The sequence below is a fragment of the Tenacibaculum adriaticum genome (assembly GCF_008124875.1).
GTDB classification, from domain to species: Bacteria; Bacteroidota; Bacteroidia; order Flavobacteriales; family Flavobacteriaceae; genus Polaribacter; species Polaribacter adriaticus.
In genome coordinates, this window is record NZ_VNIA01000001.1 from 994,274 (window position 1) to 1,014,586 (window position 20,313).

Annotated in this window: 25 protein-coding genes; 14 read left to right on the plus strand and 11 right to left on the minus strand. The window is 30.1% G+C overall.

The genetic code is table 11. The annotated features are described in order from the left end of the window. Window positions 1-61 precede the first annotated feature (61 nt). The 11 genes from C7447_RS14735 to C7447_RS14755 all read left to right on the plus strand — a co-directional run bounded on the left by C7447_RS14735 (window position 62) and on the right by C7447_RS14755 (window position 4,159). Entirely contained in the window at window positions 62-232 is a 171-nt protein-coding gene (locus C7447_RS14735; protein ID WP_170245904.1) for a hypothetical protein, read from the plus strand. Between the two features lie 115 nt (window positions 233-347). Then, window positions 348-500: a hypothetical protein gene (locus C7447_RS14740; protein ID WP_170245906.1), complete on the plus strand. Its 153-nt coding sequence runs from the start codon at window positions 348-350 to the stop codon at window positions 498-500. Window positions 501-712: 212 nt separating this feature from the next. After that, entirely contained in the window at window positions 713-928 is a 216-nt protein-coding gene (locus tag C7447_RS04645) for a hypothetical protein (RefSeq protein ID WP_148869220.1), read from the plus strand. 15 nt (window positions 929-943) lie between these two features. Continuing rightward, on the plus strand, window positions 944-1,150 hold the full coding sequence (locus tag C7447_RS04650) for a hypothetical protein (protein ID WP_148869222.1): 207 nt from the start codon (window positions 944-946) through the stop codon (window positions 1,148-1,150). A gap of 15 nt (window positions 1,151-1,165) precedes the next feature. Continuing rightward, the gene (locus tag C7447_RS04655) at window positions 1,166-1,360 is read left to right on the plus strand and encodes a hypothetical protein (protein WP_148869224.1); all 195 of its coding nucleotides are present in this window, start codon (window positions 1,166-1,168) and stop codon (window positions 1,358-1,360) included. 94 nt (window positions 1,361-1,454) lie between these two features. Next, window positions 1,455-1,631 (plus strand): hypothetical protein, encoded by a 177-nt coding sequence (locus C7447_RS14745; protein WP_170245908.1) that lies wholly within the window; start codon window positions 1,455-1,457, stop codon window positions 1,629-1,631. A gap of 21 nt (window positions 1,632-1,652) precedes the next feature. Beyond that, window positions 1,653-1,832: a hypothetical protein gene (locus C7447_RS04660; RefSeq protein WP_148869226.1), complete on the plus strand. Its 180-nt coding sequence runs from the start codon at window positions 1,653-1,655 to the stop codon at window positions 1,830-1,832. Between the two features lie 142 nt (window positions 1,833-1,974). Continuing rightward, window positions 1,975-2,217 carry a hypothetical protein gene (locus tag C7447_RS04665; protein ID WP_148869227.1) on the plus strand — a complete coding sequence of 81 codons (243 nt, stop codon included), beginning with the start codon at window positions 1,975-1,977 and terminating at the stop codon, window positions 2,215-2,217. Window positions 2,218-2,399: 182 nt separating this feature from the next. After that, window positions 2,400-2,564: a hypothetical protein gene (locus C7447_RS14750; protein WP_170245910.1), complete on the plus strand. Its 165-nt coding sequence runs from the start codon at window positions 2,400-2,402 to the stop codon at window positions 2,562-2,564. A 60-nt stretch (window positions 2,565-2,624) separates the two neighbouring features. After that, entirely contained in the window at window positions 2,625-3,914 is a 1,290-nt protein-coding gene (locus tag C7447_RS04670) for an HlyD family secretion protein (RefSeq protein WP_148869229.1), read from the plus strand. 83 nt (window positions 3,915-3,997) lie between these two features. After that, entirely contained in the window at window positions 3,998-4,159 is a 162-nt protein-coding gene (locus tag C7447_RS14755; protein WP_170245912.1) for a hypothetical protein, read from the plus strand. Between the two features lie 140 nt (window positions 4,160-4,299). Here the strand turns inward: C7447_RS14755 and C7447_RS04675 are convergent, their stop codons facing one another. Then, window positions 4,300-5,280, minus strand: coding sequence for a P63C domain-containing protein (locus tag C7447_RS04675; RefSeq protein WP_148869231.1), 981 nt, complete (start codon window positions 5,278-5,280; stop codon window positions 4,300-4,302). Window positions 5,281-5,311: 31 nt separating this feature from the next. Continuing rightward, entirely contained in the window at window positions 5,312-5,683 is a 372-nt protein-coding gene (locus C7447_RS04680; RefSeq protein WP_148869233.1) for a hypothetical protein, read from the minus strand. Window positions 5,684-6,096: 413 nt separating this feature from the next. Here C7447_RS04680 and C7447_RS04685 point away from each other — a divergent pair, with 413 nt between their 5' ends. The 3 genes from C7447_RS04685 (at window position 6,097) to C7447_RS04695 (ending at window position 7,116) form a co-directional block, all read left to right on the plus strand. Further along, window positions 6,097-6,435 carry a roadblock/LC7 domain-containing protein gene (locus tag C7447_RS04685; RefSeq protein WP_148869235.1) on the plus strand — a complete coding sequence of 113 codons (339 nt, stop codon included), beginning with the start codon at window positions 6,097-6,099 and terminating at the stop codon, window positions 6,433-6,435. 46 nt (window positions 6,436-6,481) lie between these two features. Next, window positions 6,482-6,853, plus strand: coding sequence for a hypothetical protein (locus C7447_RS04690; RefSeq protein WP_148869237.1), 372 nt, complete (start codon window positions 6,482-6,484; stop codon window positions 6,851-6,853). A 62-nt stretch (window positions 6,854-6,915) separates the two neighbouring features. After that, window positions 6,916-7,116 (plus strand): hypothetical protein, encoded by a 201-nt coding sequence (locus tag C7447_RS04695; protein WP_148869239.1) that lies wholly within the window; start codon window positions 6,916-6,918, stop codon window positions 7,114-7,116. A gap of 291 nt (window positions 7,117-7,407) precedes the next feature. Here the strand turns inward: C7447_RS04695 and C7447_RS04700 are convergent, their stop codons facing one another. From C7447_RS04700 to C7447_RS04740, 9 genes are all read right to left on the minus strand, one after another. Beyond that, window positions 7,408-9,396, minus strand: a complete 1,989-nt coding sequence (locus tag C7447_RS04700) for a protein-disulfide reductase DsbD family protein (RefSeq protein ID WP_148869241.1) — start codon at window positions 9,394-9,396, stop codon at window positions 7,408-7,410. A gap of 21 nt (window positions 9,397-9,417) precedes the next feature. Next, complete coding sequence (tilS, locus tag C7447_RS04705) at window positions 9,418-10,728, minus strand: tRNA lysidine(34) synthetase TilS (RefSeq protein ID WP_148869243.1); 1,311 nt, start codon at window positions 10,726-10,728, stop codon at window positions 9,418-9,420. A gap of 14 nt (window positions 10,729-10,742) precedes the next feature. After that, complete coding sequence (locus C7447_RS04710) at window positions 10,743-11,564, minus strand: alpha/beta hydrolase (protein ID WP_148869245.1); 822 nt, start codon at window positions 11,562-11,564, stop codon at window positions 10,743-10,745. Continuing rightward, window positions 11,564-12,076 carry a hypothetical protein gene (locus tag C7447_RS04715; RefSeq protein WP_148869247.1) on the minus strand — a complete coding sequence of 171 codons (513 nt, stop codon included), beginning with the start codon at window positions 12,074-12,076 and terminating at the stop codon, window positions 11,564-11,566. Before C7447_RS04715 ends, C7447_RS04710 begins: the two co-directional genes overlap by 1 nt. A gap of 19 nt (window positions 12,077-12,095) precedes the next feature. Then, window positions 12,096-13,424: an aminodeoxychorismate synthase component I gene (gene pabB, locus C7447_RS04720; protein ID WP_148869249.1), complete on the minus strand. Its 1,329-nt coding sequence runs from the start codon at window positions 13,422-13,424 to the stop codon at window positions 12,096-12,098. Between the two features lie 67 nt (window positions 13,425-13,491). Beyond that, window positions 13,492-15,930 (minus strand): sodium-translocating pyrophosphatase, encoded by a 2,439-nt coding sequence (locus C7447_RS04725; RefSeq protein WP_148869251.1) that lies wholly within the window; start codon window positions 15,928-15,930, stop codon window positions 13,492-13,494. Between the two features lie 114 nt (window positions 15,931-16,044). Then, on the minus strand, window positions 16,045-16,572 hold the full coding sequence (locus C7447_RS04730; protein WP_148869253.1) for an inorganic diphosphatase: 528 nt from the start codon (window positions 16,570-16,572) through the stop codon (window positions 16,045-16,047). 96 nt (window positions 16,573-16,668) lie between these two features. After that, window positions 16,669-19,176, minus strand: a complete 2,508-nt coding sequence (locus C7447_RS04735) for a DUF5686 family protein (protein WP_148869255.1) — start codon at window positions 19,174-19,176, stop codon at window positions 16,669-16,671. Between the two features lie 79 nt (window positions 19,177-19,255). Next, on the minus strand, window positions 19,256-20,236 hold the full coding sequence (locus tag C7447_RS04740; protein WP_148869257.1) for a pyruvate dehydrogenase complex E1 component subunit beta: 981 nt from the start codon (window positions 20,234-20,236) through the stop codon (window positions 19,256-19,258). Window positions 20,237-20,313 lie beyond the last annotated feature (77 nt).

Here is a 20,313-nt window from a genome sequence, read left to right on the forward strand (position 1 = left end):
ACATATACCTTGAATGTCTTAAAATGATCAAGGATTTAATCAATTTTAAATCTTATTTATTATGAAAAAACAAATTTTAAACTTAGGAAAAGCTTTAAATAAAGCGGAACAAAAACAAGTTAATGGAGGAACCATGTTAGCTAGTTGTAGTGACCTTTATAGAGGGAATATTCTACACGATCCCGAATGTGTTATAAAAGTAATTAGTAGATGTAGGTATCTATGTGAATAAGAAGGAGGAATAGTTGTTTTGTAAAGTTAAATAAACTTCTTTTCACGAAGATTAGACACACACCTTGAGTGTCTTAAAATGATCAAGGATTTAACAATTTTAAATCTTATTAATTATGAAAAAACAAATTTTAAATTTAGGAAAAGCTTTAAGTAAATATGAACAAAAACAAATTAGTGGAGGAGAATGTGTAAATGTCGACCCCATAAGAAAGACTTCTACCATAGGGGAATGTGATCCAAACAGTATTTATTCTACTCCATTATAATAAGAAGTTTTAAAATTAAAGTTTCTTGCTTTTTATGTTTATGTATGAAAATTAGCAATGAACTTAATGTTTTATTCAAAAAAACATTTAAATAAAAGTTCTTTTATAGGAAGTGTTTAACCAAGTAAATAAAAATTCTCTCGCGAAGAATAGACACATACCTTGAGTGTCTTTAATGATCAAGGATTTAACAATTTTAAATCTTATTAATTATGAAAAAACAAATTTTAAACTTAGGGAAAGCTTTAAATAAAGCGGAACAAAAACAAGTTAATGGAGAAGGATCAGTATGTGATTATTATATTGAAAATGGCCTTTGTTTTGGTCCTGTTCCAGGTTGTGTACCTTGTAGTCAATTACATGCCTACCCTGATGCAATTAGTTGTGTTTTTATACATAGCGATTGTTTTCAGGGTGATGTGTTTTAATAATTTGAAAATATTATGAAAAAACAAATTTTAAATTTAGGGAAAGCTTTAAACAAAGCAGAACAAAGACAAATTAAGGGAAGTAATGACCAGGTATATTATCCAATATGTAAATGCGATGCACTTGGTCGTAAAATCAATCAACCTTGCGATGGTAATTGTGAAACATTTTGGGAAGACCCGCCCCTTGATTTGTGCGATGTATTCCCTGATTTATGCTAATAATTGTAATTTATTATGAAAAAACAAATTTTAAATTTAGGAAAGGCTTTGAATAGAGCTGAGCAAAAAGGAATTAAAGGAGGTTCTGGTACAGTAAATCCATGGGATACTTGTTTTTGTTTGTTGCAAGACAAATTCGGTAATTTTTACGCGAATATAGTAGATTGTTATGGTACTTGCCCTGGAGGTACGGATCCTTTACAATACTAATCAAATAAATAAAACATTGTTTCGCGAAGACTAGACACAGACCTTGAGTGTCTTAAAATGATCAAGGATTTAACAATTTTAAATCTTATTAATTATGAAAAAACAAATTTTAAATTTAGGAAAAGCTTTAAATAAAGCTGAGCAAAAAAAAATTAATGGGGGGCGCCCTATTAAATGTTATTCTAATCCTAATTGCCCTCCTTATGGATGCTGTATTGTTAGAGGAAATATTTGTGAAGTTATAGACGAAAATGATGACTATTGCTTTTAAATTTAATTAAAAATTAAGAACATGAAAAAACAAATTTTAAATTTAGGTAAAGCTCTTAATAGAGCTGAACAGCAAAAAATTAACGGAGGAAAATTTATTTGTTGTTATAATAACCCAATATGCCCTCCTACACATGAAACTTCTTGTATTGTTATTGCAGGAGTGTGTCATTACGAACCTGGCGAAGGGGTTCAATGTTAATTAATTTTAAATGTAAAATCTACTTTGTTTACTGGGTTTAAATAATAATATGGTAAATGGAGTAGATTTCACAAATTTTCGCGAAGAATAGACACAGACCTTGAGTGTCTTAAAATGATCAAGGATTTAACAATTTTAAATCTTGTTTATTATGAAAAAACAAATTTTAAACTTAGGAAAAGCTTTAAATAATGCAGAACAAAAACTAATTGTAGGTGGATTTGATCTGATTCAAGAAGGTGGTGAGTGTGAAGGAATAGAAGGTACTTTACCCACAGGATGCCCTTGTAATGATGACTACATGTGTTCAGGTTTATGTGATACCGGAAACTCAACAACAGAAGGTTATGCAGGAGTATGTGTTCAGTCAATTGGACAAGGCTAAGCTTGAGAGAAAGTTGTAAGTAAATTTTGCCTTATGTTCTTAAAAGGATGATTCGTTAGGATACTACTTCATCTCATCTTTTACTTTTAGTAAGTAAAAAATTCTTTCGCGAAGATTAGACACAGACCTTGAGTGTCTTTAAAACGATCAAGGATTTAACAATTTTTTAAATCTTATTTATTATGAAAAAACAAATTTTAAATTTAGGGAAAGCTTTAAATAAAGCTGAGCAAAAACAAATTAATGGTGGTTTTAATGTAATAAGATGTCATGGTCATCATGATTGTCCCTCAGGTTGGCTATGTGATTATAGAAATCGATGTAATGAGCCACAGCAACCTCAATAAATAGATTAATATGAGCAAGTTAATGGCTTGCTCTTTTTTATACTAACACCAATTTTTTAAATGCCACAAAATACTCAAGACATACAAATACGTAGTGAACAAGTACAAGAAATATTAAGCTATGTGCCTAACTGGATGGTTCGTTGGGGAAACACGTTAATATTTGTATTAATCCTTATGTTATTATTCATTTCATGGTTTGTTAAATATCCAGATATTATACAAACAGAAGTGGTGGTAACCACCTCTTTTCCGCCAGAAAAACTATATGCAAAATCAGAAGGGAAATTCGAAACATTTTTAGTAGGAAATGATGATGTGGTAAGAAGGAATGAAATTTTAAGTGTTATAGAAAATAGTGCTCACTACAAAGATGTGTTATTACTTAAAAGTATTATTGATACGGTTACTATAAATACTCAAGAATTTAGTTTCCCGATAGATAAATTACCGCCACTTGTTTTAGGAGATATTACTTTAAGTTTTTCAGAGTTTGAGAATAATTATATAGAGTATGTATTAGATAAAGAATTAACTCCTTTTAAATCAGAAACGATAGCAAACGAAATGTCTGTTATCGAAGCAAAAGGCAGACTTCAAATTTTATTGTCTCAAAGAGATTTAAATAAAAAAGAGCTTGATTATAAGAAAAGAGACTTAGAAAGGAGTAGAGGGATGTTCGAAAAAGGAGTGATATCAGCTAAAGAAAAAGACCAGAAAGAGGTAGAGTTTTTGCAAGCAGAACAAGCCTATGAAAACATGGGTTCCTCAATATCTCAATTAAGAGAATTGATAGGGAATTCAAGAAAAACTTTACAAGGAACAAAAATAAAAAGAGCACAAAGTGATATTCGACTATTGAATAAGACTTTACAGTCTTTTTATCAGTTAAAAAAAGTAATAAAAGATTGGGAACAACAGTTTGTTTTAAAATCATCAATAGAAGGGAAAGTGTCTTTTTTGTCGTATTGGAGCGAAAATCAAAGTGTAAATCCAGGAGATTTAGTTTTTACTATTATACCAAATGTTAATACTTCTTTTATTGGAAAAATAATTGCTCCTGCAGCGAATTCAGGAAAAATTAAGAAAGGACAGCGAGTGCAAATTAAATTATTGAATTATCCTTCGGAAGAATTTGGGGAATTGAATGGTAAAGTAAGATCAATATCATTAACACCAAATGAAGATGGTAATTATTTAATTGATGTTGAATTACCCAAGGAATTGATTACAACGTATAGTAAAGAAATTGAATTTAGACAAGAAATGAAAGGAACGGCAGATATCGTAACCGAAGACTTACGATTAATAGAGCGTTTCTTTTATCAACTTAAAAATATTATAAAATAAAAATATTCTTTCGCGAAGAATAGACACAAGCCTTGAGTGTCTTAAAAAGGTCAAGGATTTAACTATTTTAAATCTTATTTATTATGAAAAAACAAATTTTAAATTTAGGGAAAGCTTTAAACAGATCTGAACAAAAGACAATTAACGGAGGTAAAAAACAGTGTATATTACCTTGGGGAGATGGAACCTGTAGTGAGTATGGATTACAGTGTGCAGAAAGACAATGTCAATTACTTCCTTTTTAACTATTACAATTATTAAATTTTAATACGAGGATTTTTATCCTCGTATTTTTATAACTATTTACTTCAAAAGAGCATCTATATCAAGAAAATGATATTTAAAGTTATCATAAATTATTTTTAAAAATTAATTGTATAGATTTTTATTGATTTTTTTTTGGATTATAATTTACAGCAATTTTGAGCATTTTATTAAAATCTGATAAGGAGACTTCTTCTATAGGTTCAATTGTATACCCTTTTTCATTGAAGTTGTAAGGCATATCTATTTGTTTCCCTTGTTTTAGTTTTAATATATTGAATTGAGACCACATTTGTTCCATGTTATTAGATAATAAAAACAAGGTTATCACTTTATTAATTTGTGTTTTAAGAAGTGGATTTCCAATGTCGTTAGTTAAGAAAAAGTCAAAAGGTTTTATATAGCCTATTTTGGGTTTGCTACTTTGTAATTCTTCAATAGTTTTATCAGGCAACTCTTCAAAAATTAGTTTATTAATCCAAGTACTAATAATACTAGGTCTTATTTTAATCTCAGCTATAATAAAACTCCAACCATTCAAACGAAATAATTCTTTGAAAAAAACAATCGGAAATATTTTCTGCCAGATATAAAAATCTTTACCTAAGTGTTTTTTAAATATTTTCAAAACCTCTTTATTCTCTTTATCATATTTATAGCTAACACTGTTGTCAATAAGATCTTTTATTTCTCTTTCTAATAACTCGGCAAGTAAATCCTCACTAACTTTTGCCAATGATAATTGTTGTGTTGGTAGTTTCTTCTGTTTCTCAGCTGCTAAATAAACTTTGCAAAGTTTGGGAAGTATTTCGGCGTTATATCCTTTTATTAATTCCTTATCAATTGTATAGTAATTTATTGTTTTGAGCATTTTTTCTAAGTCTTCATCAATAAATTCTTGATAGTTATGGATATCTATAAAAGGCAGCATTTTTTTATCATCAACTTCTTTTTTAACTCTTCCTCTTCTCGATTTGTTAAACGCTTTAAATATTGCTTCCTCAGTAATGATTCTTGTACCATTATTCAATATAGCTACACTTAGTTTTTTTTTATTTAATATTATTTTACTCTCGTAAGATACTTTTAAAAGGTTTTCCATTATTTATAACTGATATGGTTTAAAAGTTTGATTAAATTTCGAAACACTTTTTAATTCGTTGTAATACAAATAATGCTGATTTTTGATTGATATCTAAATCTATACTTAATTGTAGTGTTGAAATGTCTTTTTTGTATGATGTAATTAACCATATAGCTAAAAACCATTTTTGTAATGGTAATTTACTGCTTTCAAATATTGTAGCGGTTTTAATGTTAAAGTACTTACCTGTGCTTTTGCATTTGTAATTATTCCCCTTGCATTTATACACTTTTGAAGAAGGATCGAACGGGCTTATAACTCTTTTATTCCAGCGTATACCTTCTAAATGATAAATACATACTTGCTCGTTAGGAAAAGCTCTTTTAAATTCTTGTTGAGAGACAAAGTTCTTGTTTATCATTTTATTATAATTTATAAAACTCAAAAATAGTATTAAATTACACTAAATAATATTATTTTTAGTGTAATTAATAGATTAATACATCTAATTATCTGTAAATCAGTATTTGTTTATTTGTGAAATGTTTTTTTTAAAAAAATATGAAGACTATGTGACTTTCTTAAAAAAATGTGTCTTATATTTGTATCGCTAAAATATCTTGTTAGTTAATCCCCCCCCCACTTAACTTAAGATTCAGATTTTTCTTTGACAATAATATAAGTCAGAATAAAAATTGTGTAATGAAGTTTAAAAAAAGCAATCAAAGAACTGAAACTAATGCAACAATATTAATATTGTTTTTTTAACAAAAAAAACGTATAATTGTTATTGTAATGGTAAAAAATATGTTGATTTATTTTTAAATATATAATATGAGTAAGAATTTCGATTTATCTGATTTTTTAAAATTAACTAATGCAGACGGAGCAATAATCCTTAACGCTAAAGGAGAGCTTATAGATTCTGAAAACGTAGAAAATGGCAATAATTTTGCAGCTATGGTTGCGGTTATGGTAACTATGGCAAGTGAATTTTCTTCAGATATTAAAATTGGTGGATTAAAACAATTTATATGTAAATCTGATAATGGTGTTTTTATAGTTGATAAATTTGATGAAGACTTTATCGTTGGAGTATACTCTAAAGAACTTGCAAAAGCAGGACTAATTATGATGTCTATGGATAATTTATCTAAAAAGAAACAAGCTTAATAATAACAAATAAATAACAAATAAATAACAAATAAATATTTTTACTATGAATGATGTATTAAATTCTTTTATTGAGAACGCGAAAAGTGTTCCTGGTTTTATCGCAGTTTCTGTAACAGAAATTGAATCTGGTGTTGCTTACGAATCTTTTTCAGCAAGAAAAGATTTTGATCCTAACTTAGCTTCTGCTTATAACTTAGAAGTTGTAAAAGCAAAAATGAGTGCAATTAAAGCGTTAGGGTTAAAAGAAGATATTCAAGATATCACAATTACTCTTACAGATCAAGTTCACATTATTAACATTGCGCCTAGTGGAGCTTACTTTATCTACTTAGCTGTAGATTCTAAAGATGCAAACATGGGTATTACTAAATCTTTATTAAACAAATATAAAGTTGAATTAAACAAAGCTTTATAATTTTTTATAAAGAAGGCTCGTTCCCCCGATTTTTATTGTTCTCTTAAATTAATATTATAAATATGAGTGTACATAATTTACAAATCGACGAGGCTTTAAAATTAAGATTAGACTTCTTATTAAATGAGTTTGAATCTTATAGATTGCAAAACGTTAATATTTCTAAAAAGAAACAAAAAGTTACTTCTCAAAAACAAAAAGAGATTGAAGAGAAGAAGGTTAGTTTTCTTAAGAGTTTTTTCTTCAGTGAATTTAACAACTAACTAGTTATTCTAGAAATATTCAATAATAATATAAACCTGCATTTTAAAATGCAGGTTTTTTTGTTTTATAATAATTACTTGTTTGTAAATTTAAATTCTTAGTGTTGCTATCAATAACATTAGATTTATAATAGTAAATGAGAATCTTTTTAATACATCATCAATTAAAAATTAAGTTCTTAACCTTCTTTTTACCAGATAATTTAACCCTTATTTTTTGTGTAAAAAAAGCCGCATAAAATGCGGCTTTTGTTTGTATATCTGAAGTAAATTAAATCTTTTACTATCTCTTTATTTTGATCCTAACTTATTGTAGCTTTTTAATCCATCTTTTAACCAATTGTAATATGCTACTTGGTCAGTGTATTGTTGAGGTGTGTTTAATACCTCTAATTCTGGACTCATTAAAACGTAAAATGGTTGAGATGCGTTTTTAAAGTTTACAGTTTGCATTGTAGCCCACTTTTCTCCATAAGTAGTAATCTTTTTGATTTTACCACTAGGTTTTATAAAATCGAATTGCTTTTCTTCAGGTAATGGGTTTTCGTTATCATCTACATATAAAGATATTAAAACATAATCGTCTCTTAAGGTAGAATAGATATCTGGATGACTCCAAACTGTTTCTTCCATCTTACGACAGTTTACACATGCCCATCCTGTAAAATCTAATAAAACAGGCTTATTTACCGATTTTGCATAAGCCATGCCTTCGTCAAAATCTTTAAAACAATTCAAAGCCAATGGGCAATTGTTATCTTGCTTGTAAATACTATAAAATTGAGGTGGAGCAAATCCACTTAAATAATTTTGATTCCATTTCGGGTTTTTAGTAACACCAGGAGCTAAATAAACAGCAAATCCTAAAACAAAGAATCCTAACAAAATACGGAAACCTGCTATACGTTTAATTTTAGAGCTTCCAGGGAATTTTAAAACGCCAAACATAAACAATGCAGCCGATACAGCAATAAGAACCCAAATACCAATAAAAATTTCTCTTTTAAATATACCCCAGTGCCCTACTAAATCGGCATTAGATAAAAATTTAAAAGCCATGGCCAATTCAATAAACCCAAGGGTTACAGTAATCATGTTCATCCAAGAGCCTGATTTTGGTAAAGTGCTTAATAAATTTGGGAATAAAGCAAAAAATGCAAAAGGTAAAGCTAAAGCCAAACCAAACCCACCCATACCAGCTGTTAGTTGCATAGCTCCTCCATCTGATGTTAAAGAACCTGCTAATAAAGATCCTAAAATTGGTCCAGTACATGAGAATGACACAATAGCTAACGTTAAAGCCATTAAAAAGATACCGATCATACCTCCTATGTCTGAAGCACTGTCAATTTTTGTTCCCCAAGAACTAGGTAGAGTAACACTGTAAAAACCGAAAAAAGAACCTGCAAAAAATACTAAAACAATAAAGAAAAATAAATTTAACCAAATATTGGTTGATATTGTGTTTAATATTTCAGGGTTCAATGAGTCTAAAAAGTGGAAAGGAGAACTAATTAATAGATAGATTATTACAATAAAAAACCCATATAATAATGCGTTTCTAAGCCCTTTTCTTTTTGTTTTCGCTTGTTTAGTAAAAAAGGAAACTGTTAATGGAATTAACGGGAATACACAAGGGGTTAAAAAAGCAATTAAACCACCAGCAAAACCTAATAAGAATATTTGTAATAAAGTTGATTGTTTATCTTCTTCTGTGGCAGATGAATCAACATGATTTAATAATTCAGGGTTTTTTAAATCTAATTTTAAAGAATTTGTTAAAGCTTTACTTTTATCATCTACGGTAGCAACACTAGCTACAACTTTTCCTCCGTCTAATGAAAATGTAAAATCTTCATCGTAAGGTAAACAAAACTCTTTACAAACTTGTGCGTCTATATTTATAGAAATTTGTCTTAAAGAAGGGTCTTCAACTGTAATTCGTTGAGTTATGGTTGCTTCTTCTGAAAAGAAAATTTCATCTACTCCCCAAATTTCACTAAATGCAGTATGTGTATCGCTTTCTTTCGCTTTACCAACTAGAGTAAATCCTTTTTCTCCTTCTGAAGCTTTAACAGTCATTGGTAATGATGCATCTTCAGGATTATATTGAGAATATAAATGCCAATCTTCATCAATATATAAATTGAAAATTAGATCATATTCTGTATCAGATATTTTATTTACTGAAGTTTCTACTTCAATAGGGTTCTCATCTTGGGAATAACTTGTTAAGCTAAATCCTAAGATGAATAAAAGTAAGGTAAAAAATCTTTTCATGTTAAATAGGGATTGTGGTTACTAAATACTTATTTTTATTGTGGTTTCTGTTTTATTGTTTATTGTAAATCGTCTGTCTTGTCTTAACCCGATAATCCAAATAATTTGGTTGTCTTTTGTACAAAGTAACCAAGTATTTTGTTTGTCTAATAATGATAATTTTTCATCTTTAAAATACTTACTTACTTTTTTCTTTCCTGTCATTCCTGTAGGAAAAAAAACATCACCTTCTTTCCATTTCCGGATAATAAGGGGGTAAAATACTAATTTTTTATCAACTAAAATAGATTTTTTATTTTCTACTGTTTTTTGAATAGTATTTTCAATACTTAATTCGATAGGAATTTTAATTTTTGATAAAGTTTCATCAATATAATAAAGCTCATCAAGAAACTCACTACCATTAGCGGGCGAAAATAGTAAAAAATCTCTGTTTTTCAATAGTATATGAGATTTTGTTGATAAAAATTTACCGCTTTGAGCTGATAATAAATTAAACACCTTATCCCATTCATTAAAACTATATTTTTTTAGAAATTGATATAGGTATGCTTTTGGATTTGAGAGTTTTAGTATTTTTTGTATGTCAAACTTTATAACATCGTTTTCTTTTGTAATAATTTTTTCAGAAATACTATTAATTCTGTCGTTTACAATTTGTTGACTTTGTTGTAGGTATTCTGTGGTTTTGCTGAAGCTGTCCAATAAATTAGGATTAATTTCTTTTAAAACAGGAATAACATCATGTCTTATCTTATTCCGAATGTATTTTTTTGATAAATTACTAGAATCTTCTCGCCATTCAATTTTATTTTTGTTAGCATAATTTAATATGTCCTCGCGGGAAAACTTAAGTAACGGACGAATAATATTTTCATTTTGTTCAGGAATTCCAGTTAATCCTTCCAAACCAGTTCCTCGAGTTAAATTAATTAAAAAAGTTTCTAAATTGTCATCAACATGATGAGCGGTTAAAACATAATCAAACTGATGTTTCTTAATTAATTCTTGAAACCAATCGTAACGGAGCTTTCTTGCGGCAAGTTGAGTTGATAATTTATTTTCTTCAGAAAATTTTTTGGTATCAAAACGAATGGTAAAAGTTTTAATATTTAATTTTTTCCCTAAATCATTTATAAAAGCTTCGTCTAAATCACTATCGCTTTCTCTTAGTTGAAAATTACAATGTGCTAAAGAAATGTTGAAGTTTAATTTGTGTAATAAATAGGTTAGCACCACACTATCTACTCCACCAGAAATTGCAATTAATAATTTTTTTTCCTTTAGAGAAGGAAAGTTTGCTAAGATATGTTCATTAAATTGTTGAAGCATACTACTTCTTAAATTTATACTTGTGAGTTTAACCAATTTGTAACGTCTTGCAAAAATTGATCTTTACATAAATCGTTATGGAGTTCATGATATCCATTCTCATATAGTTTTATAGAGGCTAATTTTGAGTTTTCTGCAAAATTTACAGAGCCTTTATAATCGATAATTTTATCTTCAGTTCCATGTAACAAAATCATAGGAACATTTAGTTTGTTAGCGTTTTGAATTGCCCATTCACCAGCATCAATAAATGTTAAAGAAAAATTTGGACTCACTTTGTCATGCACCATAGGGTCATTTAAGTATTTGGTAACTTCCTCTTTATCTCTAGAAATATCATTAGCATCTAATTCATTTCCTAAAGTAATAGAAGGTGCAATTTTTTGCATAAGCTTGCCTAAGGATAATTTCCAAGCTGGAGGTTGAAAAGCTAATCGTAAAAATGGACTAGAAGCAACAACGCCTTTTATACTAGGATTTCTACGAAGTGTATAGTTAATAACAACGTTCCCTCCCATGGAATGACCGTATAAAAATACAGGTTTGTTAGGGTGAAGTTCTTTAGCTTTTTCAATTACATTAGAAACAATATCTAATACGGCTTCATAACTCGGATTGTGCCCACGTTTACCAGAAGTTTTTCCATGGCCAAAATTATCATAAGCCACGACACCAAAATCATTTTCAACTAAGTTTTTGGCTACATGTTTATAACGGTTAGAATGTTCTCCCATTCCGTGAACCAAAACAACCACCGCTTTTGCATTTTTTGGTAGCCAATATTGACCAAAAAAATCTGTTTTATGCTCGTTAAAAGTGAATTCTTTGTGTGTCATTATTCTCTTGTTATATCTCCATTATCTAAAATAATAAACTTCATGGTAGATGGAGAGTCTGAAATGTATTCGTTTAAAACAATACTGTCTTTATAAATTGTTGAAGTGGTTTTTAATAGGCCATCTGCAATTTCATCATAAGCAACTATTTGGTGATTAATAATGTTATGTTTTTTATCATAATTTACCAAAACAGAGCTCAATTCATTGTTGTTTGCATAAAAATAATATACTACAGAAGTATAACTTTCTGATATTTTAGGTAAATAAGACACTCCAACTTTTGCATTTTCATCATCTAATTGGTCAATAAAAATTGTAGGTAATCCTAAAAGTACTTGTTCTTTTTTACTTAGTAATTTTCCTTCTACATGATTGCTAAAGTTTGTGCTGTCAACTACAGGAAGTATTTTTGTAGGATATGAGTTTAAAAAAGAATAACTATTCGTTTTACAAGATAAAATAAAAATAAAGAGAGTTAATAAAGCTAATATTTTTTTAAATGTTGTCATAGCGTAAATATAGTTAAGTTTATTTAATCGAATTTAATAAAACGTATTTCATAGCCTTAGCTTTTAATAAGCATTCTTCATATTCTTTTTCGGGAGTTGATTTAGCGGTAATAGCCCCACCAACAGAATAAGAGACGTATTTTTTTTCAGCATTATATAAAATACTTCGTATGATTACATTAAAGTCAAAATCACCATCGGGAGTAAAATAACCTACGGTACCTGAGTACAATCCTCGCTTGGTTTCTTCTAATTTTTCAATGATTTTCATTGCTGAAATTTTAGGAGCACCTGTCATGCTTCCCATAGGAAAGGTGTCTCGAACAACATTTACAGGGTGAGTATCGTGTTCTATTTCTGAAACTACTGTAGAAATTAATTGATGCACTTGTTTAAAGGAATATACTTTGCAAAGTTCTTCTACTTTTACAGTTCCTTTTTTAGCAGTTCTTGATAAATCATTACGTACTAAATCTACAATCATAATGTTTTCTGACCGTTCTTTCTCGTCGCGAGCTAAATCGAATGCAATTTTATCATCTTCAATTTTATTAACGTATCGTTTTGCGGTTCCTTTTATAGGTTGCGAAATAATTTTGGCACCTTCTTTTTTAATAAACCTTTCTGGTGACGCTGATAATAAATACTGGTGTTCAGTTTTTAGGAATGTAGCAAAAGGAGGTTCTGAAATTTCATTTAAATGCTGATAAATTTTATAGGGATTAATTACGGTGTTTTCTGCATAAAATTCCTGACAAAAATTAGCTTCATATATATCTCCTCGATGAATATGTTCTAAAAGTTTTTCTACTTTTTCATGGTATTCATCTTTATGAACTCTCAGTTTTATTTTAATATCAGACGTTTCCTCTTCAGTATTTTTGAAACGATTGTCGTTTAACAGAATTGGAGTTTCTAGAATTTCTTCAAAATCGTCTTCGATTTCATCATCCATCATTTTTAAATATTGAAACTCTACTGAGTCATCATTAATAAAAATAAGTTTTTGTGGTTGAAAAAAATACAAATCAGCAAAACCTAATCCATCAAAATTATTAGACGATAAATGTTCGGCGTCATTTTTAACATCGTAGGAAATATATCCAAAAATATAATCTTTTGTAAATGAATGGTATTCTTTTAATTTATCAAAAGCTCCGTGGTAATCCGTTTTTATAGATGTAAATTCATCAATAGCCAAAGCTCCGTTAAAACTAGAATACGTTTGATGGTAATTATTACTATCTAGCCAAACAATGGTTTCAAATTGTTGTGCCCAAAGAAATAATTTCTTCTTAAAATTTTGAGAATTATCTATTAAAAAGGTGCGTTTTGTACGTAAAGACATCTGACAAAAATAAGAAACCCGATAGAAATAAAACTATCGGGTTTGTCTTTATTAATTAAGATTTTAATTATTTAGTTTTTGTGGTTTCAACGGTTACTTCTTTAGTGATTGTTTTACCTTCTTTTTTAACATCAACAGAAATTATTTCTCCGTTTTCTTTAGCCTGTTTTTCAATTTCATCTAAAGTACCTTCAACTTCTTTTACAGAAGTGGTAGTTTCACCATTTTGAGTTGTTGAGGTTGTAATGATTGCTTTTGCAGTTTCACCATCTTTACCACTAACCTCTACACGAACTTCTTTTTTGATTTCTTCTTTTTGAGAATGAGTTTCTAAGCTATGACCACCTAAAATTGGGGCAATTACTAATCCTATTAAACAGGTAAGTTTAATTAAAATATTCATAGATGGTCCAGAAGTATCTTTAAAAGGGTCACCAACTGTATCTCCAGTCACCGCTGCTTTATGGGCATCAGAACCTTTATACGTCATTTCTCCATTTATCTCCACACCTGCTTCAAAAGATTTTTTAGCATTATCCCAAGCACCACCAGCATTGTTTTGGAAGATGGCCCAAAGTACACCGCTTACGGTTACACCAGCCATATAACCACCTAACATTTCTGCAATAGCTAATTTTTTCATTCCGAATACTAATGGTAGGAAAGCAATAGCTAAAGGAAAACCTATAGTTAGTAAACCCGGTAGCATCATTTCTTTTAAAGAGGCTTTGGTAGAAATTGCCACACATTTATCATATTCTGGTTTACCAGTTCCTTCCATAATTCCCGGAATGTCTTTAAACTGACGACGAACTTCTTGGACCATTTCCATAGCAGCTTTACCAACAGCATTCATTGCTAATGCAGAAAAAACTACGGGGACCATCCCTCCAACGAATAACATAGCTAAAACGGGTGCTTTAAAAATGTTAATTCCATCAATACCTGTAAATGTTACGTAGGCAGCAAATAAGGCTAATGAGGTTAAAGCGGCAGAAGCGATTGCAAAACCTTTTCCTGTTGCGGCAGTTGTATTACCAACAGAATCTAATATATCTGTACGTTCTCTAACAATTGGTTCTTGTTCACTCATTTCTGCTATTCCACCAGCATTATCAGAAATTGGACCGAAAGCATCAATTGCCAATTGCATTGCTGTAGTTGCCATCATTGCAGATGCGGCTAATGCCACTCCGTAAAATCCTGCGAAAGCATAAGAAGCCCAAATTGCACCTGCAAATAATAATACTGATGGAAATGTTGAGATCATACCTGTTGCTAAGCCTGCAATAATATTTGTTCCAGCTCCTGTACTAGATTGTTGTACAATTTTTAAGATCGGAGATTTTCCTAAGCCTGTATAATATTCGGTTACTGATGAGATTACTGCTCCAACAACTAAACCAACTAATGTTGCAAAGAAAACTCTCATTGAAGAAATTTCTTGTAAACCTTCGCCAAAGAAATTCATTTGCATGGTTTCTGGTAGCATATACTTACATAGTACATAGCAAGAAACAGCTACTAAAGCAATAGAAACCCAGTTGCCCAAGTTTAAAGCGCCCATAACCTGTGATTCTTTAGCATCATTACTTTTAATTTTAACGAGCATTGTACCAACAATAGAAATAATAATTCCTACACCAGCGATTGCCATTGGTAGTAAGATAGGGCCAATTCCTCCAAAAGCATCTGAAATACTACCTCCCATATCTTTAATAACATAATTTCCTAGCACCATAGCTGCTAAAACTGTGGCTACATAAGAACCAAATAAATCGGCTCCCATACCCGCAACATCACCAACATTATCACCAACGTTATCAGCAATAGTAGCTGGATTTCTAGGGTCATCTTCTGGAATACCTGCTTCTACTTTACCAACTAAATCGGCACCAACGTCCGCCGCTTTTGTGTAAATTCCCCCACCAACACGAGCAAATAAAGCAATAGATTCTGCACCTAAAGAAAAACCAGCAAGTGTTTCAAGAACAATTGTCATATCCATAGTATTAGTCCAAACACTTCCCATAAAAAAATGAAAGAAAGTGATAAAAAACAGTGTTAAACCTAATACAGCTAAACCAGCTACTCCTAAACCCATTACGGTTCCTCCTCCAAAAGATATATTTAATGCTTTTGGTAGGCTAGTTCGTGCTGCTTGTGTAGTTCTAACATTTGTTTTTGTCGCTATTTTCATTCCCATGTTTCCTGCCCAAGCAGAAAAAATTGCACCAAAAATAAAAGCGACAACTATAAGTATATGTGTGGTTGGGACTATAAATGAGACTATGGCCAAAGCAATACTTACAATAACAACAAAAATGGCTAATAATCTGTATTCTGCATTTAAAAAGGCGAGTGCACCTTCATAAATATGATCTGAAATTTCTTTCATTTTGCCATCTCCAGCGTCTTGCTTTAATACCCAAGATTTTTTGATTACCATGTAAAGTAAACCTAAAACAGCCATGATTAACGGCATGTAAATCATTATTGATTCCATATATAATTAATTTGATTAGTTTTTAACAATCGTAAATATAACAAAATCAATGGCTAAACAAAAAAAGCCCCCCAGATAGTTCTGGAGGGCAGTATTTGAGGGGTACTAATATGTTTATATTTTAAAGCTCCCGTTTTTTTTATGTTCGCTATTTTCGTAGCGTTCGATACATTTATCTAAAATTTCGTATGCTTCATCTGCATTTCCCCAATCTCCAATATCTACTTTTTTCTTTTCTAAGTCTTTATATACCTGAAAGAAATGTGTAATTTCTTTTTGACGGTGAGGGTTAAGATCTGATAAGTCGGTGTATTTATTCCAAATAGGATCAGATACTGGTACACAAACTATTTTTTCATCTGGCCCTTTTTCGTCTGCCATATGAAAAACACCAATTGGTTTTACTTCCATAACACACATTGGAAAAGTAGGTTCAGCACCTAATACTAAAACATCTAAAGGATCTCCATCTAGAGCTAAAGTTTCTGGAATGAAGCCATAATCACCAGGATACATCATTGATGAGAATAACATTCTATCAAAACGGATTTTACCTAAATCGAAATCGTACTCATATTTATTTCTACTTCCTTTAGGTATTTCTATTAAAACATCTACCGTTTTTCTTTCTTTTGCAGTCATATTCTTGTTTCTTCGTTTCTAAAATAGGGTTGCAAAAATACACATAAATTATATTTTTTAATTAAAAAGTAGAGGTTATTTTAGTAAAAAAGTGATTTATAAACCAGGGCGAACACCAATTCGAATTGCAAATTTTGGAGAGGGCTCAGCTATACTTCCTTGTGGGGGAGTGTAATTACTTCTCCAAATGGCGTCAACTCTTAAAAAACGTAAGTTTCCATAACCTAAATTTTCTAGACCAACACTATACTCATAATATACTTTGTTAGGTACATTGTATTTTATATTGGATTTGTTTATTGCATTATTTTCGTTAGAAATTGTACCATAGGCAGCTCTAAATGTAACTAAACTTCGTAGTTTTAACCTATTTAATAACGGAATTCTATTTAAGATAAATCCGTTAAAATGGTGTTCAAAATGTGTAGCAGCGTAAGCATCTGTTACAAAATCGTAATAATTCATTAAAGCAAAAGTGTTTTTTACTAAAGATTGCGATTGATTAGCAGGAATAATACTTAGTAATGAAATAGGAACGGTACCAAAAGTTTTTCCTCCTTCTATAGTTGCATCTAACAATCCAAATTTACCCAAAAGAATAGGTTGGCTGTATTTGATTTGTAGTTTGTCATAATCGTGTGTTCCATTAAGTGGTCCTTTGTATCCATGACGGTAATTTAAAATAACTGAAGGAAAGATATTTTTACCAAAACGTTGTTGAACGCCAAGCCCGTAAACAAATCTACCAGGTGTAAATGTTAAATAAATATCTGAAGCGACATCGGTAACGGTAGATTTAGGGTTTCCGTTTTCATCAGTATAATTTATTGAAAAATTCTCTTGTGTTGTTGCTGATCTGATTTTGGCACGTGTGAAATTAAAACCTAAGTGTAAATTTTTATCAATTGCATAATCAAAATTTGCAGCATATTTTTTTACATCTGATAAAAAGAAATTATTTCCACGAGAAAATAATGCTGTTGCACCAAAAGAGCGACCTAATAATTGATTTGTATTTAATAAAACACTACCCAGTTGCTCAATATCATTTTGATATGCAAAACTTGTAGATATTCTTGGTTTGTACGATAATAAATATTGAGCTTCCGCTCCGTATTTTAAGCCTTTATCTTTAAAACCATAAGCTAGATGACCAGATAATCTAAAACGATCATCTTTTGTTTTAAAAGTTCTAAACCCGATACGTGTTCTAAAACCTTCAATTTCATTTTGAGCAAAAGATGTCCAAAAAGGACCAAATTGAATATTAAAAGGTAAATTAATATAACCACTAGCCAAAGTATTGATTAAGCCAGTTAGCTTTTTTATTTTACGTTTTCCTTTAACAGTTTTGATTAATTTATAAGTAGATTTATTTTCTGAAATTTCTTTATTTTCCCAATATGTTTCGTCTTTAGTATATTGGTCTGGTCTAATTTTTTCGGCTTTTTGTTCGTAAAAAGTAGGAGGCAACGCTTTGTTAAGAAGGTAGTCGTCAAAAAGAATTGTTTTTTTTATGGTTAACCCTTTGTTATTATCACTTTTATCAACTAATGTAAAATCGCCTTCGTAAGCATTTTTTGTTGGTATATATACACTGTCATTTCTAACTTCAAATTCTTTTTCAAAAGTTAATCCGCGAACAAAATTAAGGTTAGCTCCTTTAACCACTTTCATTTTCATTTTTTTTATTGAAAATGTTTTGTCAGCCACCCAAAAATTTCCTTCAAAAGCTAAATCTTGATCCCGAATAGGGAAGAAGTATATATTGTATAGTTTTGTGTTATTCTGAACAACACTATCATATAATACATAATCATATGTCGCAAAACCGTCTGTAGAAAGAGGGCTAACAAAAGACTTTCGTAATAGTGTTATATTATTTTGAAAAACATTGATGTTTTGGAACGTGTTAGACATTCTATCAAAAACAAAACCTTGGGCACCTAAACCTTCATTTTTCTCTGCTTTAATATCTTCTCTAACTTTATTAGTTTTATTGTTTCCGTAGACCTTCGTTATTTGTTCACTAAGATATATAGGGATGTAATAATTAATGCCATCACTATCATATTTAACTTCTTTAATAATTGAGTTGTATTCTTTTTTAAAAATGTTTTTTATGAAGGCCGTATCTAAGTTATTTAAACCAATTTCTATAGCAGTTTGTTTTTTGTACTGATAATGATCAACTAAATCAAGGCCGTTTTTACGTTTTCGTTTCCAGATTTCTTTTAAAATATTATAGGCCGGATTTTCTTTTTTCTTTAATCTTTTTTTCGGTTTAGTAACCAGTATAACTTCTTCAAGAACATTGTTTTCTTCTTTTAAAACAATATTTAAAAATTTTGTTTTAGGAGTAATTTTTAAAGTCTGTGTTTGAAATCCAACGAAAGAAATTTCAAGAATGCCTCTTCTTTTCTTCATTTTAAAAGAAAACTTTCCTTCATCATCTGTTGTTGTTCCAAAATTAGTTTTTTTAATAAAAACATTTACAAAAGGTAAGGGATTGTTAAATTCGTCAACAACTTTTCCTTTAACAGTTGTTTGTGCTTGAATTGAAAAGCTGACAAAGATTAATAGAATAGCAAATTTTAATTTCATTGGTTTATTTTAAGGCAAAATCCTTTTGACGTTGTTACATGTCAAAAGGATTTTATTTTCCTAAATATTTTTTTCTTACTTATTTGATGTATAAAACATCTTTCACAGCTTTAATCACATCATTTGCATTTGGTAACCATTCTTCTAATAAAACAGGAGAATATGGTGCAGGTGTATCTGCTGTAGTGATTCTTTTTATAGGAGCATCTAAATAATCGAAAGCTTCATCTTGAACCCTAAAGGTGATTTCTGAAGAAACACTTCCAAATGGCCATGCTTCTTCTAAAATTACTAATCGGTTTGTTTTCTTAACAGATTTTAAAATTGCATTATGATCCATTGGTCGAACCGTACGTAAATCAATAATTTCAATTGATATACCATCTTTTGCTAATTCTTCTGCTGCTTTGTATGCTTCTTTTATGATTTTACCAAAAGAAACGACAGTAACATCTGTACCTTCTCTTTTGATATCAGCAACTCCAATAGGAATAATATATTCTCCTTCAGGAATTTCCATTTTATCGCCATACATTTGTTCAGATTCCATAAAAATTACTGGATCATCATCACGAATCGCTGCTTTTAATAATCCTTTGGCATCATATGGATTTGAAGGAACAATCACTTTTAAACCAGGGCAGTTTGCAAACCAGCTTTCAAAAGCTTGAGAGTGTGTTGCTGCTAATTGACCAGCAGATGCTGTTGGTCCTCTAAAAACAATTGGGCAGTTAAATTGACCACCACTCATTTGACGTATCTTCGCAGCATTATTTATAATTTGATCAATACCAACTAAAGAGAAGTTAAAGGTCATATACTCTACAATTGGACGGTTTCCATTCATAGCAGAACCAACTGCAATTCCACCAAAACCTAATTCTGCAATAGGAGTATCTATAACACGTTTAGCGCCAAACTCGTCTAACATTCCTTTACTGGCCTTATATGCACCATTATATTCGGCAACTTCCTCTCCCATTAAATAAATGCTTTCATCACGACGCATCTCTTCGCTCATTGCTTCACAAATAGCTTCTCTAAATTGAACTGTTTTCATTTGTTTTCTAAGTAGTTGTTTATTTGATTGGCAAAAGTAATAAATTTAGTGTTAATAAATATATATTAGCAATCATT

Bases quoted from the DNA above. Each gene is read 5' to 3' on its own strand.
- C7447_RS14735 (WP_170245904.1), top strand. From the start codon at position 62: ATGAAAAAACAAATTTTAAACTTAGGAAAAGCTTTAAATAAAGCGGAA.
- C7447_RS14740 (WP_170245906.1), top strand. From the start codon at position 348: ATGAAAAAACAAATTTTAAATTTAGGAAAAGCTTTAAGTAAATATGAA.
- C7447_RS04645 (WP_148869220.1), top strand. From the start codon at position 713: ATGAAAAAACAAATTTTAAACTTAGGGAAAGCTTTAAATAAAGCGGAA.
- C7447_RS04650 (WP_148869222.1), top strand. From the start codon at position 944: ATGAAAAAACAAATTTTAAATTTAGGGAAAGCTTTAAACAAAGCAGAA.
- C7447_RS04655 (WP_148869224.1), top strand. From the start codon at position 1,166: ATGAAAAAACAAATTTTAAATTTAGGAAAGGCTTTGAATAGAGCTGAG.
- C7447_RS14745 (WP_170245908.1), top strand. From the start codon at position 1,455: ATGAAAAAACAAATTTTAAATTTAGGAAAAGCTTTAAATAAAGCTGAG.
- C7447_RS04660 (WP_148869226.1), top strand. From the start codon at position 1,653: ATGAAAAAACAAATTTTAAATTTAGGTAAAGCTCTTAATAGAGCTGAA.
- C7447_RS14750 (WP_170245910.1), top strand. From the start codon at position 2,400: ATGAAAAAACAAATTTTAAATTTAGGGAAAGCTTTAAATAAAGCTGAG.
- C7447_RS04670 (WP_148869229.1), top strand. From the start codon at position 2,625: ATGCCACAAAATACTCAAGACATACAAATACGTAGTGAACAAGTACAA.
- C7447_RS14755 (WP_170245912.1), top strand. From the start codon at position 3,998: ATGAAAAAACAAATTTTAAATTTAGGGAAAGCTTTAAACAGATCTGAA.
- C7447_RS04675 (WP_148869231.1), bottom strand. From the start codon at position 5,280: ATGGAAAACCTTTTAAAAGTATCTTACGAGAGTAAAATAATATTAAAT.
- C7447_RS04680 (WP_148869233.1), bottom strand. From the start codon at position 5,683: ATGATAAACAAGAACTTTGTCTCTCAACAAGAATTTAAAAGAGCTTTT.
- C7447_RS04685 (WP_148869235.1), top strand. From the start codon at position 6,097: ATGAGTAAGAATTTCGATTTATCTGATTTTTTAAAATTAACTAATGCA.
- C7447_RS04690 (WP_148869237.1), top strand. From the start codon at position 6,482: ATGAATGATGTATTAAATTCTTTTATTGAGAACGCGAAAAGTGTTCCT.
- C7447_RS04695 (WP_148869239.1), top strand. From the start codon at position 6,916: ATGAGTGTACATAATTTACAAATCGACGAGGCTTTAAAATTAAGATTA.
- C7447_RS04700 (WP_148869241.1), bottom strand. From the start codon at position 9,396: ATGAAAAGATTTTTTACCTTACTTTTATTCATCTTAGGATTTAGCTTA.
- tilS (WP_148869243.1), bottom strand. From the start codon at position 10,728: ATGCTTCAACAATTTAATGAACATATCTTAGCAAACTTTCCTTCTCTA.
- C7447_RS04710 (WP_148869245.1), bottom strand. From the start codon at position 11,564: ATGACACACAAAGAATTCACTTTTAACGAGCATAAAACAGATTTTTTT.
- C7447_RS04715 (WP_148869247.1), bottom strand. From the start codon at position 12,076: ATGACAACATTTAAAAAAATATTAGCTTTATTAACTCTCTTTATTTTT.
- pabB (WP_148869249.1), bottom strand. From the start codon at position 13,424: ATGTCTTTACGTACAAAACGCACCTTTTTAATAGATAATTCTCAAAAT.
- C7447_RS04725 (WP_148869251.1), bottom strand. From the start codon at position 15,930: ATGGAATCAATAATGATTTACATGCCGTTAATCATGGCTGTTTTAGGT.
- C7447_RS04730 (WP_148869253.1), bottom strand. From the start codon at position 16,572: ATGACTGCAAAAGAAAGAAAAACGGTAGATGTTTTAATAGAAATACCT.
- C7447_RS04735 (WP_148869255.1), bottom strand. From the start codon at position 19,176: ATGAAATTAAAATTTGCTATTCTATTAATCTTTGTCAGCTTTTCAATT.
- C7447_RS04740 (WP_148869257.1), bottom strand. From the start codon at position 20,236: ATGAAAACAGTTCAATTTAGAGAAGCTATTTGTGAAGCAATGAGCGAA.